Source organism: Sandarakinorhabdus rubra, from assembly GCF_010994245.1.
Lineage (GTDB): Bacteria > Pseudomonadota > Alphaproteobacteria > Sphingomonadales > Sphingomonadaceae > Sandarakinorhabdus > Sandarakinorhabdus rubra.
Genome location: NZ_WMHO01000056.1, coordinates 1 through 13,121 on the forward strand (window position 1 = coordinate 1; position 13,121 = coordinate 13,121).

Below are 13,121 nucleotides of genomic sequence, written 5' to 3' on the forward strand. Positions count from 1 at the left end.
CGCCTTCTGGGCCGCGCGCAGCTGGGGCCTGGCGGGCGATGCGGCCGCGCGGGCCCAGCGGCTGGAGCAGGCCGCCACCTCGGAACGGACCTTCTATGGCCTGCTCGCCCGCCGCATGCTGGGGCGGGATCAGGGGCTCGACTGGCGGGAACCCGATTTCATCACGGCCGACTGGAACTATCTGAAGGACATGCCGGGTGCACGGCGGGCGGCGGCGCTGGTGGAGATCGGCCACCTGGGGATGGCCGACCGGGAACTCAGGCACCTCGCCGCGACCGCCCCGGCCGATGCCTATCCCGCGATCCTGCGGCTGGCCGCCCGGCTCGACCTGCCGGCGACGCAGTACAACCTCGCCATCCGGGGTCCGGTGGGGCTGGAAGCGCCATTGTCTGCCAGATTCCCGGCGCCGGACTGGGTGCCGTTCCGAGGCTGGCGGGTGCCGCGCCCGCTGATCTTTGCCCATGCCCTGCAGGAGTCGGCCTTCATCACCACCGCCACCAGCCGGACCGGCGCACGCGGGCTGATGCAGCTGATGCCCGACACACGCGACCTGGTGCACCGCCGCATCCAGCGCGAGACGCCGGACGCGGCGTCTGTGGTAGGCGACATCACCGATCCCGCCTTCAACTTCGAGTTGGGCCAGACCTATCTGGAAATGCTGGGGAACATGGGGATCACGCAAGGGCTACTGCCCAAGGTGATCGCCGCCTACAACGCCGGGCCGGGCAGTGTGCAGAAATGGAACACCGCGCTCGATGACCAGGGCGACCCGCTACTGTTCATCGAATCCATCCCCTTTCGCGAAACCCGCATCTATGTGCGCACCGTGATGCGGAACCTGTGGATGTACGAACTGCGCGAGGGCGTGGCGCCGGCCTCCATGGAGGCGGTGGCGCAGGGCCTGTGGCCGCGACTGCCCGGCATTGGCGGGCCCACCATGGTGAAACGCGAACCGATGGCGGTGCGGCCCCGGCCCGACCCGGGCAGCTTCGCGCCGGAACTCTGGCCTGATGATGATCGGGCCATGTCGGGCGGCAAATAGGCCGGGTCAGGGAAAGCGATCAAACGTCGGCAGCTGGTGCGCAGTCGCCATCCAGCTGATACGTTCGGCCACCTGTATATGGCCACCAGCCGGAAACGCCTCTGGATTGTCCAGCGCCGCCGACTGGATATCGACGATGCCGGGCAGGAACTGCGCATTGCGATAGAAGAGGCCGGTACCGCAGCGCGCGCAGAAATAACGCCAGCTCTCGCCCGATGAATTGAAGGCGACTGGCTCGCCGGCAGTGACCCGAAACTGCGCCTCGGCAAAGGCCGCCCATGCCACCATCGGCGCACCGCTGCTTTTCCGGCAATCCGCACAATGGCAGAGCGCCACATGTTTGGGTTCGCCCGTCACTTCGTAACGCACTGCGCCGCAATGGCAGCCACCGGCTTCCGTCATGCTCGCCTCCTCGGTTCCGATAAGAACATATACGGAACGTCTAGTCGCTGCAATCCCGGCTCAGCGCTGCTGGGTCAGGCTCAGCAAATTGCCCTCGCTGTCGCGGAACCAGGCCACCTGTGCTGCCCCATCGGGGGACGTCCACAGGCCAGATGGGGCCTGTCCCATGCCCTCGTAGATCAGCATGGCCACCCCGCGCGCGCCGAGTGCCGCCACGCTGGCGGCCGCATCGTCCACCTGAAAGCCCAGCACCGGGTGCGGGCCGGGCGCCGCATCCGGCAGCGCGGTCAGGCGGATGAAGCCACCGCCGCACGGGAACTGGTCTCCGAAATTGTCGATGGCCGGCGAGCCGATACCGAACACCGGTCCCAGCACATCGCGATAGAAGGCGCGGGCGCGCTCCCGGTCCGCCACACCGATCAGCGCCATCAGTCGCGCCATGCCTGCCTCCGCCGTTCAACCACCATGACATCAGCGTCACGCGGAGTTTAGCTTGTTCCATGCCGATTGATGAGTCGCTGCCCTTCCTGCCGCTCAACATCGCCGTCGCCACGGTGAGCGACACGCGCGATGCGGCCAGCGACCGGTCCGGCGACACGCTGGTGGCGCGGCTGGAGGCGGCCGGGCACCGTCTTGCCGCCCGCACGATCCTGAAGGACGAGGTGCCAGTGCTGGTCGCCCAGTTGAACACCTGGATCGACGATGCCGCCGTGGACGTGATCATCACCACCGGTGGCACCGGGGTGACCGGGCGCGACGTGACACCCGAAGCGCTGGATCAGGTGATCGAAAAACCCATCCCCGGCTTTGGCGAACTGTTCCGCTGGCTCAGCTTCCAGTCGATCGGCACCTCCACCATCCAGTCGCGCGCCTGTGCGGGGGTGGCGCGCGGCACCTATATCTTCTGCCTGCCCGGCTCCACCGGCGCCGTGAAGGATGGGTGGGACGGCATCCTGGCCAGCCAGCTCGACAGCCGGCACCGGCCTTGCAATTTTGCCGATCTCATCCCGCGGCTCACCGAGCGGTAGCGGCGATGCGCTATTTCCTCGATTGCGAATTCAATGGGTTCGACGGCCCGCTGATCTCCATCGCACTGGTGCCGGAACAGGAAGACCGCGGCAGCTTCTACGCCGTGCTGCCCTGCCATCGCCCTCTGAAATGGGTGGCCGAACATGTGATGCCGCGGCTGGGCGGCAGCCCGCGCTCGCGCGCCGACGTGGTGGCGGCGCTGACCGCCTATCTGCTGCCCGATCCCGCCCCTTGCCTGGTGGCGGACTGGCCGGAAGACATTGCCCACGCGGCTGCCCTGCTCGCCTTCCAGGGTCGGCGCCAGGTGCCCAACGTGCGCTTTGACCTGTTGAGCCTGCCCGGTTTCGACACCGCCAGCATGAGTCTCGTGCCGCACAATGCGCTGGCCGATGCCGAGGCCCTGCGGCGCGAGGTGCTGGCCCGCGAGGCAAAAGCGCCGGGACATGTTGCGGCCTGACCAGACGCATTTGTTCTTTTTCTGTTCCTCTTTTCCGGCTAAGCTGCCGGCATGGTCAATCCCCCTGCTCCGCATGGCCGCGGCGCGACGCTGAACGCCACACCAAGCCGCTTCGCGCTGCCGGAACGGGCTGCTGACGGCGACTGGCTGGACGCAGCCGATACGGTGGACGGGGCCGCACCCCCCTTGCGCACCACGGTGACCATCGAGCGGCCGCGCAGCATCATCACCCGCAACCAGTCCCCCGATGTGCCGTTCGACCGCTCGATCAATGCCTACAGGGGCTGCGAGCATGGCTGTGTCTACTGTTTTGCCCGGCCCACCCATGCCTTTCACGACCTGTCACCCGGCCTTGATTTCGAGAGCCGGCTGTTTGCCAAGCCCGACGCGCCGGCGTTGTTGAGGGCAGAACTGGGCAAGCGCAGCTATCAGTGCCAGCCCATCGCGCTGGGCACCAACACCGACCCCTATCAACCGATCGAGCGCGACTGGAAGATCACCCGACAAATCCTTGAAGTGCTGAACGATTGCCATCACCCGGTCACCATCACCACCAAGTCCGACCGGGTGTGCCGCGATCTCGACATCCTGTCGGCCATGGCACACCGAAATCTCGCCGCTGTGATGATCAGCGTGACGACGCTCGATGCGCGCCTGGCCCGCACGATGGAACCGCGCGCCTCGACGCCGTCCCGCCGCCTCGCTGCCATCCGCAGCCTGTCGGCGGCCGGCGTGCCGGTGTTCGTCTCCCTCTCCCCCATGATCCCGGCGATCAACGATCACGAGATCGAGGCCATTGTTGCCGCTGCCGCCGACGCTGGCGCGGACGGCGCCTACTCGATTCCCGTGCGGCTGCCCCACGAGGTGGCGCCCCTGTTCCGCGACTGGCTGGCCAGCCACTTCCCCGATCGCGCTGACCGGGTGATGCACCACATCACCACCATGCGCGGCGGAAAGGACAATGATCCGCGCTTCTTCGCGCGCTTCCAGCCCACCGGTCCCTATGCCGCGCTGATGCGCCAGCGCTTTCACAAGGCCTGTGCTGCGCATGGGCTGACGCGCTCCAATCCGGCGCTTGATTGCAGCCTGTTCCGCGCGCCTGGCGACCAGCTCAGCCTGTTCTGACCCAAGCCCGGATTTCAAATTACACTTGACGGAGCCGGTGCCGGGGCAGACCATCAGCGTTCCGGCATCGGTATTTTCCTGTCCCGGCACTTCGGGGGGGAGTGACGGCCATGGCCGACCTAGACATGAACAATCTGAATGCGCTCGTCGGCAAGATGCTGGGCGATCTGGGTGGTGCCTTCAGTGTGCCGACCGTACGGATCGGCTTCCGGCTTGGCCTGTTCAAGGCGCTCGCCGACGCAGGCCCACTCTCGGCCGCTGCACTGGCCCAGCGCACCGGCCTCGCCGAGCGCTACGTGCGCGAATGGGCGATGGCGCAGGCCTGCAATGGCTATGTCAGCCTCGATCCCGGCACCGGTGCCTTCTTCCTGACGCCGGAGCAGGCGATGGTGTTCGTGAACGAGGACAGCCCGGTCTATCTGGCCGGCGCCTTCGATCTGGCCGCTGCGATGATCGAGGGCGAGCCTAAGGTGGAGGCCGCCTTCCGCAATGGCGGCGGAGTCGCCTGGGGCGACAGTGCTGGCTGCCTGTTCTGCGCGGTCGGTGCCTTCTTCCGCCCGGGCTATGTCAACGCCATCGTCCAGGCCTGGCTGCCGGCGCTGGATGGCATGGTGCCGGCACTGGAACGCGGCGTGCGTGTTGCCGATATCGGCTGCGGGGTGGGCTTTTCCACCCTGCTGATGGCGCAGGCGTTCCCGAACAGCCAGTTCATAGGCTATGATTTCCATGGCCCCTCCATCGAACAGGCCAACGCCCACGCAGCCGCCCATGGCATTGCCGATCGGGTGCGCTTCGTCACCATGGCCGCCAAGGACATCGCGGATCGTGATTTCGATCTCGTCACCATGTTCGATTGCCTGCACGACATGGGTGATCCGCGCGGCTGTGCGGCGCACATCAAGGGCATGCTGAAGCCTGATGGCCGCTGGATGCTGGTGGAGCCCATCGCCGGCGACAACCCCGGTGATGCCGTGGGCAACCCGGTCAGCCGGCTCTATTACAATGCCTCGACGATGATCTGCGTGCCGACCTCGATGGCGCAGGAAGTGGGCGAGGCGCTGGGTGCGCAGGCCGGTGAAGCGAGATTGACCGAGGTGCTGAAGGGCGCAGGGTTCGGCCATGTCCATCGCGCCACCGAAGGCCCGTTCAACATGGTGCTGGAAGCCCGGCCCTGAGTGGCAGGATCAATCCACCACGCTCTTGCCGGGCGGATACCAGGTCACCTCCACGCGCAGGCCATCCGGATCGGGCATGAACAGCGCATGGGCGCCGCCCAGGTGCTGGATTGGCTGGATGTCGTGGCCCCTGGCCAGCATGGCCGCGCGAACATCCTCCACAAACGCGGCGTCTGGCGCTCCGAACCCAAGGTGATTCAACCCGGGCCCGCGCCGCTCATAATCGCGCGTGCCCGGCTCGGCCACCAGCACCTGGAGATGCAGGCCGGCATCGTTGACCCAGATATCATCGCGCCGCTTCACGAAGCCAAGCAGTGGCAGGAGATCGCCATAGAAGGCCCGGCTGGCTGCGGCGTCGCGGGCCATGATGACGAGGTGATCGAGGGGGAGGGTCATTGCGGCAATCCTGCATTCCATCTCTTGCCACAAGGTCGTACTGCCGGAGGCCCAAGTTAACCCCCCAAACCGCCAATCACTTGTTGCCCACCGCAAAGCCCAGGTTGGCCACCCTCACGCCGTCGGCAACCTGTAATCCTTGTACTGCTCCCGCAGCGCCACCTTCAGCAGCTTGCCCGTTGCCGTGTGCGGCAGGCTGGGGACGACAAGCACATCATCCGGTGTCCACCACTTGGCGATCTTGCCGTCGAGATAGGCCAGCACGCTCTCCTTGGTGACGGTCGCGCCGTCCTTGGGCACCACCAGCAGCAGCGGGCGCTCGTCCCACTTGGGGTGGTGGACGCCGATCACGCAGGCCTCGGCCACACCGGGTGCGCCGACCGCGACATTCTCCAGATCGATGGACGACACCCATTCGCCGCCCGACTTGATCACGTCCTTGGCGCGGTCGACGATCTGCATGTAGCCCAGCGGGTCGAGCGTCGCGACGTCGCCGGTGTCGAACCAGCCATCCTCGAACGCCGAGGCACCATCACCCTTGAAATAGCTGCCGACAATCCACGGACCCCGCACCAGCAGGCGGCCAAAGGCCTTGCCATCACGCGGCAGTTCCTTGCCGTCATCATCGACGATCTTCATCTCCACACCGAACACGCCGCGGCCCTGCTTCACGCGGACGTTGAGCTGTTCCTCGTAGGACATTGTATCTGTTTCGGGAATTCCAGCACCCACGGTGCCAAGAGGGGACATTTCCGTCATCCCCCACAGCTGCAGCACCTTGACGCCCAGCTGATCATAACGCTCGATCATGGCGCGCGGCACCGCCGAGCCGCCGATGGCGGTGCGGTTGAGCTTTCCAAGGGTTTCGCCGGTTTTCTCCAGATGCTGCATCATGCCCAGCCAGATGGTGGGCACGGCCAGCGCCAGGTCGACCCCCTCGTCCACGATGAGCCGGTGCAGTGTCGGCGGATCGAAGTTGGGGCCGTTCATCACCAGCTTCGCCCCGGCCATCGCCGCCGTATAGGGGATGGACCAGGCATTGGCGTGATACATGGGCGCGATCGGCAGCACCGTGGTGCGGGCGCTCATGCCGAACGTGTCGGTGGCACTGGCGGCCATGGCGTGCAGCACGTTCGAACGGTGGCTGTACTGCACGCCCTTGGGATTGCCGGTGGTGCCACTGGTGTAGCACAGGCCGGCGGGCGCGGTTTCGGGCAGTTCGGTCCACGGCTCGTCGGGGTTCTCACCCGTCAGCAGATCCTCGTAACAGAGCAGATTCAGCGAGGTTTCGGCCGGCATGTGCGCCCGGTCGGTTAGCAGGACATAATGCTCGATCGTCTTGAACTGCGGCGCCAATTTCTCGACCAGCTTAACGAAGGTGAGATCCAGGAACAGCACCCGGTCCTCGGCATGATTGGCGATGTAGACGATCTGTTCCTCGAACAGGCGCGGGTTGATGGTGTGAGCCACCCCGCCCATGCCCGAAATCCCGTACCAGCTCTCGACATGGCGCCAGGTGTTCCAGGCCAGCGTGGCAATGCGGTCCCCCGGCTGCATGCCGAGCCGCCGCAGCGCACCAGCGACCTGCCGGGCGCGGCCGCGCACGGTGGCCCAGTTGGTGCGGTGCTTGGGGCCTTCGCAGCTCAGCGACACGATCTCACGGGTGGGGTGATAGGTGGCGGCGTGGTCGATCAGCTTCCAGACCAGCAGCGGCCAATCCTGCATGGTTCCGTACATCGCACATCCTCCCCAATCACACCGCCGCCCGCGGCCATGACGGTTCATAACGCCCTGCCCCAGTGCGCGAAAGAGGGCTTGACGAGGGGAACATATTTAGAACATATGCAGAGAACAGAAACGGAACAGATACTCGGATCGTTGGAGAGCGTGATGACGGCAATATTGGTGATGCTGCTGGCCTGCCTGGCGGCCTGGGCCCATGTGATCCGCATGTTGGATGCGGCGCGCGACCGGCTGGGCGACGCACTGACCGGCGATCCGCGTCAGGCGCGCGGCTGGATGCCGTCTCCGGCGCCGCTGCCCAGGCGGGCGGCTGCGACACGCGCCTTCACCCGGGCATAGGCGCGCACCGCCAGTGGCAGGCTGGCGGTATAGGCAATGGTGAGCAGCGACAGCGTGGCCCACGGGTTGGTGAACAGCGCGCCAGCAAAGAGCCCGATGCCAGCCAGCGCCGGCAGCCGCCACGAGGGGCGCAGCCGGAGCGAGCCCCAGCTGTAGCTGGGCAGGCTGGACACCATCAGGAATGCCACCAGCGGCGCGGTGACCGCCACCACACTGGCCCTGAGCGCAGTGTCTTCCAGCGGCGCCAACCAGAAATGCACATAGAGCGGCGCCAGGGTGAGCCCGGCCCCAACCGGCGCCGGGATGCCGGTGAGGAATCCGGCCTTCTTGTGTGGCTGGTCGGCTGCGTCAATCTGGGCATTGAAGCGCGCCAGACGCAGCGCACAGGCAATCGCGTGCGACAGCGCCAGCACCCAGCCCAGCCGGCCCGGCAGATGTTGCAGGGCCCACAGATAGAGCACAAGCGCCGGCGCCACCCCGAACGCAGTGACATCAGAGAGCGAATCCAGTTCGGCGCCAAAGCGGCTGGTGCCCTTCAGCAAGCGGGCGATGCGGCCATCGATGCCGTCCAGCACACCGGCCAGCAGGATTGCGCCAACCGCCTTTTCCCATTCGCCGCCGATGGCAAAGCGCACGCCGGTCAGCCCGAAGCACAGCGCCAGCACGGTCACCGCATTGGGAATGAGAGCGCGCAGCGGAATGCCGCGCCGGGGAGCGGGATCGGCCATCAGCTGCCGCTATTGGCCCGGCCGGCGCCCGTCATTGGGCCAATCACTGGGCTTGCGCCGCGTCGAACGGCGCCCTGCCCCGCACTGCCAGCACGGTTTCACCGGCAATGGCCCGTTGGCCAACCGCCACCGCCGGCACATAGCCGGCCGGCAGGAACACATCGACCCGGCTGCCGAAGCGGATGAGGCCGAAGCGTTCGCCCACCTTCAAGGCCTGCCCCACATCCACCCACTTCATGATGCGCCGCGCCACCAGCCCGGCAATCTGGGTGAACCCCACACGCACGCCGCCGGCATCTTCCATCACGAAATACTGCCGCTCATTCTCCTCGCTTGCCTTGTCGAGATCGGCATTGAGGAACTTGCCCGGCACATAGACGATGCGGGTCAGCCGCCCGGCAATCGGCGCGCGGTTCACATGCACGTCGAACACGTTCATGAACACCGACACCCGGGTCATCTGCCCCGGCTCCAGCCCGCCTTCACCCAGCAACTGGCGCGGCACGTCGACCGTGGTGATCAGGCTGATCAGGCCATCGGCGGGCGAGACGATCAGCCCCTCGCCCAAGGGCGTTACCCGCACCGGATCGCGGAAGAAGGCCGCCACCCAGATCGACAGCCCAAGCAGCAGGAAACTGAGCGCAGTCCATTGCAGCCACAGCCCGCTGACCAGCACGGCAAGCAGCGCGATTCCGAGGAACTTGCGGCCTTCGGGGTGCATGTCGGGCAGGCGATACTTGGCCGATTCGCCCGGCACCAGAGGCAGACGGTCGCCCATCGGCGGCGGCGGCAACGCCAGCTCAGGTGGCTGTTCGGGCGCTTGTTCGGGCGACTGCTCCGGGGCCGGCGCGGCAGGTGTTGCGGCGGGCGGCGGGGCTGGCGGCTCCGGTGGATCGATGGGGTCGTTCATGGCGCTGCTTTACGCAGCTTGGTGCCCGATTGGCAATTCGTCCTGCACCGGATGCCGCCGCCCGCCTGCAAGCTGCATTGCCTGCCGGCGGCCTTTGCGCCATTGCGAGCAGCGATGCCTGCCTCCCTCCTGCTCTTCTGCGGCTCGCGCACCGGGCATGATGCCGCCCATGCCGCCCTGGCCGAGGCGCTGGGCCTGCTGTGCGCGGCGCGAGGGGTCACGCTCGTCTATGGCGGCGGGCGTGTCGGGCTGATGGGGATTGCGGCGCGGGCCTGCAAGGCGGCTGGCGGACGCGTCGTCGGGGTAATCCCGCGCCTGCTGATGACCAGCGAGATCGCGCAGGATGGGCTCGACGCGCTGCACGTGGTGGAAACGCTGCACGAACGAAAGGCGCTGATGCATCGCCTGTCCGATGCCATCGTCGCCCTGCCCGGCAGCATCGGCACGCTGGACGAACTGTTCGAAAGCCTGACCTGGCGTGAACTGGGCATCCACGACAAGCCGATCTGGCTGCTGGGGGACAACGACTACTGGCAGCCTCTCACCGCGCTCATCGCCCATATCGGCGCGGCCGGTTTCGGCCCGCCGGGGCTTGAACGGCTGGTGCAGCCGCTCGCCAATCTGACAGAACTGGCCGAGAAACTGCGTCCCACAGGGGGGCAGGCGTTGACCATGGGCGCCGCCGGCCCCTAGAAACGGCTTCGAGACGGCCCGGGCAGGCGCCGGTGAAAATTGGGGACAGGTGAAATGCCGAAGATCAAGGTCGAGAACCCCGTTGTCGAGCTGGACGGGGACGAGATGACCCGGATCATCTGGCAGTGGATCCGCGAGCAGCTCATCCTGCCCTATCTCGATATCGATCTGAAGTATTACGACCTCGGCATCGAGAACCGCGACGATACCAACGACAAGGTGACGGTGGAGAGCGCAAACGCGATCCGCCAATATGGTGTGGGCGTGAAGTGCGCCACCATCACCCCCGACGAGGCCCGCGTGAAGGAATTCGGGCTGAAGCGGATGTGGAAATCGCCCAACGGCACCATCCGCAACATCCTTGGCGGCGTGGTGTTCCGCGAGCCGATCGTCATCAAGTCGGTGCCGCGGCTGGTGCCGGGCTGGACCGATCCCATCGTCATCGGCCGCCATGCCTTTGGCGACCAGTATCGCGCCACCGATTTCCGGGTGCCCGGCCCCGGCAAGCTGACCATGCGCTGGGAAGCACAGGATGGCTCCGGCGTGATCGAGGAGGAGGTGTTCGACTTCCCCTCCGCCGGCGTTGCCATGGGCATGTACAATCTGGATGATTCGATCCGCGATTTCGCGCGCGCCTGTCTCAACTATGGCCTCGATCGCGGCTGGCCGGTATATCTCTCCACCAAGAACACCATCCTCAAGGCCTATGACGGCCGCTTCAAGGACCTCTTCGAGGAAATCTATGTCGAGGAGTTCAAGGCGCAGTTCCGCAAGGCGGGCATCGTCTATGAGCATCGCCTGATCGACGACCTGGTGGCTTCGGCGCTGAAATGGTCGGGCAAGTTCATCTGGGCCTGCAAGAACTACGACGGCGACGTGCAGTCCGACATGGTGGCCCAGGGCTATGGCAGCCTTGGCCTGATGACCAGCATCCTGATGACGCCCGACGGCAAGACAGTGGAGGCCGAAGCCGCGCACGGCACCGTGACCCGCCATTACCGCATGCACCAGGAAGGCAAGGCGACCAGCACCAACCCGATTGCCAGCATCTTCGCGTGGACAGGCGGGCTGAAGCATCGCGGCAAGCTGGATGGCACGCCGGCCGTTACCAGGTTTGCCGAAACGCTGGAACGCGTATGCGTGGAAACGGTCGAAAGCGGCGCCATGACCAAGGACCTGGCGCTGCTGATCGGGCCGGACCAGGCCTGGATGACCACCGAGAAATTCTTCGAGGCCATCCGCGCCAATCTCGACGCCGCGATCAGCAGGGGGCTGTGAGGCCGCCCCGATTGCCGACCGCGTGACACGGGGCCCGGCAGCCGCCATGGTGTGAGCCATGGCGCTGAACCTGGAATCCTCCGCCTTCAAGGACATGGTGCTGGTGCTCGGCGCCGCGGGGCTGGTGATCCCGGCCTTTGCCGCGCTGCGCATCTCGCCGGTGGTGGGGTTCATCCTGATCGGCATCGCCGCCGGCCCGCACGGGTTGGGCCAGGTGCCGGGGCTAGACTGGCTGGCGCTGTCCAACCCCGCCGGGCTGGGGGCACCAGCCGAACTCGGGGTGTCGCTGCTGCTGTTCGCGCTGGGGCTGGAGCTCAGCCTCGATCGCATCCGCACCATGCGCGGGCTCATACTGGGGCTGGGCAGCCAGCAATTGCTGCTCTGCGCCGGCCTGATCGGGCTGGCCCTGGCCGTTGCCGGCCTGCCACCGGTGGCGGTGGTGGCGCTGGCCGCGGCGCTGGCGCTGTCGTCCACCGCGGTTGGCCTGCAGCTGCTGTCGAGCAGCGGGCGCGTCAACAGCCAGGCCGGGCGCAAGGCGGTGGGCGTGCTGCTGTTCCAGGACCTCGCGATCGCGCCGATGCTGCTGCTGATCGGAGCGGGAGCGAAACCAGATGGGGGCGGCAGCTTCATCGGCAGCCTGGTCATCGGCATCGGGGCGCTGATCGGCATCGGCCTGTTCGCCCGCGTGGTGGTGCCGCCGCTGTTCCTGCAGGCGGCGCGCACCCGCCGCTCTGAACTGTTCCTGGCCGCCGCCATGGTGGTGCTGATCGGATCGGCGGCCACCGCGTCGCTGGCCGGCCTGTCACCGGCAGTGGGGGCGCTCACTGCCGGGCTGATGCTGTCCGGCAGCGATTATCGCCGCCAGATCGAGGCGGCTATCCAGCCCTTCGAAGGCCTGTTGCTGGGCGTGTTCCTGATCTGGATCGGCAGCGGCCTCGATCTCGCCGCCATCGCCGCCAACCCCTGGCCGCTGCTGGGCGGCACCGCCGCCGTGATCCTCATCAAGGCCGGCGCCGTCTATGGCCTGCTGCGCCTGCGCCGCAACCGGCGCGGCGTCGCCGGGCATGTGGCGTTGCTGCTCGCCAGCCCGTCGGAAACCAGCCTGGTCGTGCTGGGGGCGGCGGTGGGCGCGCGGCTGATTGGCGGCACGGTGGCCGAATATGCGTTGGCGATTGCTTCACTGTCGCTGGCGCTGGCGCCCTTGCTGGGCATGGCCGGCGCCCGCCTGGAGGCCGAAGCCAGCGAAGAGCGCGAGGCAACGCCCGAAGAGGATGCCGGCCAGCGGCAGACCATCATCATCGGCTTCGGCCGGGTGGGGCGCCTTGTTGGCCAGATGCTCGACATGCATGGCCAGCCGTGGCTGGCGGTCGACAGTGACCCCGACGAGGTGCAGCGCCTGAAGCGCGCCGGCAAGCCAGTGATCTATGGCGATGCGCGGCGGCCCGAGCTGGTTGACCGGCTGAAGCTGGACAATGCCCGTGCCGTGGTGCTGACCATAGACGACATGCGGATGCTCGACCTGATGATCCGCCGCATCCGCCAGTCCCACCCCGATCTCACCCTGGTGGTGCGTGCCCGCGACGCCGAACATGCTGGCCGGCTCTATGCACTGGGCGTCACCGATGCCGTGCCCGAAACCGTAGAATCGAGCCTGCAGCTGGCCGAGGCGGTGCTGGTTGATCTGGGCGTGCCGATGGGCCCGGTGATCGCCTCCATCCATGAAAAGCGTGACGAGCTGCGCACCGCCATCCGCGGCAGCGGCGGCGCCCCGCGCCGTCCGCCGCTGCGCGCGCTGCGCGGCCGG

General features: G+C 66.9%; 14 protein-coding genes. 8 read left to right on the forward strand and 6 right to left on the reverse strand.

What is annotated here, in order from left to right; all coding sequences use genetic code 11:
- A partial coding sequence (locus tag GJV64_RS05235; RefSeq protein ID WP_164156224.1) for a lytic transglycosylase domain-containing protein occupies positions 1 to 1,042 on the forward strand: 1,042 nt, incomplete at its 5' end.
- A 6-nt stretch (positions 1,043 to 1,048) separates the two neighbouring features.
- Here GJV64_RS05235 and GJV64_RS05240 read toward each other — a convergent pair.
- Positions 1,049 to 1,444 (reverse strand): GFA family protein, encoded by a 396-nt coding sequence (locus tag GJV64_RS05240; protein ID WP_164156225.1) that lies wholly within the window; start codon positions 1,442 to 1,444, stop codon positions 1,049 to 1,051.
- A gap of 60 nt (positions 1,445 to 1,504) precedes the next feature.
- On the reverse strand, positions 1,505 to 1,873 hold the full coding sequence (locus GJV64_RS05245) for a VOC family protein (RefSeq protein WP_164156226.1): 369 nt from the start codon (positions 1,871 to 1,873) through the stop codon (positions 1,505 to 1,507).
- 71 nt (positions 1,874 to 1,944) lie between these two features.
- Here GJV64_RS05245 and moaB point away from each other — a divergent pair, with 71 nt between their 5' ends.
- The 4 genes from moaB (at position 1,945) to GJV64_RS05265 (ending at position 5,230) form a co-directional block, all read left to right on the forward strand.
- On the forward strand, positions 1,945 to 2,472 hold the full coding sequence (gene moaB / locus GJV64_RS05250) for a molybdenum cofactor biosynthesis protein B (protein WP_164156227.1): 528 nt from the start codon (positions 1,945 to 1,947) through the stop codon (positions 2,470 to 2,472).
- 5 nt (positions 2,473 to 2,477) lie between these two features.
- A complete protein-coding gene (locus tag GJV64_RS05255; protein WP_164156228.1) occupies positions 2,478 to 2,930 on the forward strand; it encodes a hypothetical protein in 453 nt (150 codons plus the stop codon).
- A 51-nt stretch (positions 2,931 to 2,981) separates the two neighbouring features.
- Positions 2,982 to 4,055, forward strand: a complete 1,074-nt coding sequence (locus tag GJV64_RS05260; protein ID WP_164156229.1) for a PA0069 family radical SAM protein — start codon at positions 2,982 to 2,984, stop codon at positions 4,053 to 4,055.
- Between the two features lie 110 nt (positions 4,056 to 4,165).
- Complete coding sequence (locus GJV64_RS05265; protein WP_164156230.1) at positions 4,166 to 5,230, forward strand: class I SAM-dependent methyltransferase; 1,065 nt, start codon at positions 4,166 to 4,168, stop codon at positions 5,228 to 5,230.
- Positions 5,231 to 5,239: 9 nt separating this feature from the next.
- Here the strand turns inward: GJV64_RS05265 and GJV64_RS05270 are convergent, their stop codons facing one another.
- The 4 genes from GJV64_RS05270 to GJV64_RS05285 form a co-directional block, all read right to left on the reverse strand.
- Entirely contained in the window at positions 5,240 to 5,626 is a 387-nt protein-coding gene (locus GJV64_RS05270) for a VOC family protein (RefSeq protein ID WP_205599534.1), read from the reverse strand.
- Positions 5,627 to 5,740: 114 nt separating this feature from the next.
- A complete protein-coding gene (locus tag GJV64_RS05275; RefSeq protein ID WP_164156231.1) occupies positions 5,741 to 7,363 on the reverse strand; it encodes a long-chain fatty acid--CoA ligase in 1,623 nt (540 codons plus the stop codon).
- A 266-nt stretch (positions 7,364 to 7,629) separates the two neighbouring features.
- Positions 7,630 to 8,436: a CDP-alcohol phosphatidyltransferase family protein gene (locus GJV64_RS05280; RefSeq protein ID WP_164156232.1), complete on the reverse strand. Its 807-nt coding sequence runs from the start codon at positions 8,434 to 8,436 to the stop codon at positions 7,630 to 7,632.
- A gap of 43 nt (positions 8,437 to 8,479) precedes the next feature.
- Positions 8,480 to 9,214, reverse strand: a complete 735-nt coding sequence (locus GJV64_RS05285) for a phosphatidylserine decarboxylase (RefSeq protein WP_164156237.1) — start codon at positions 9,212 to 9,214, stop codon at positions 8,480 to 8,482.
- Positions 9,215 to 9,460: 246 nt separating this feature from the next.
- On the opposite strand from GJV64_RS05285, the gene GJV64_RS05290 reads away from it, so the two are divergent.
- The 3 genes from GJV64_RS05290 to GJV64_RS05300 form a co-directional block, all read left to right on the forward strand.
- The gene (locus GJV64_RS05290; RefSeq protein WP_164156233.1) at positions 9,461 to 10,039 is read left to right on the forward strand and encodes an LOG family protein; all 579 of its coding nucleotides are present in this window, start codon (positions 9,461 to 9,463) and stop codon (positions 10,037 to 10,039) included.
- A 54-nt stretch (positions 10,040 to 10,093) separates the two neighbouring features.
- Positions 10,094 to 11,317 carry an NADP-dependent isocitrate dehydrogenase gene (locus tag GJV64_RS05295; RefSeq protein WP_164156234.1) on the forward strand — a complete coding sequence of 408 codons (1,224 nt, stop codon included), beginning with the start codon at positions 10,094 to 10,096 and terminating at the stop codon, positions 11,315 to 11,317.
- A 58-nt stretch (positions 11,318 to 11,375) separates the two neighbouring features.
- Positions 11,376 to 13,121, forward strand: a 1,746-nt coding sequence (locus tag GJV64_RS05300; RefSeq protein ID WP_164156235.1) for a cation:proton antiporter domain-containing protein, incomplete at its 3' end; no start/stop codon positions are given.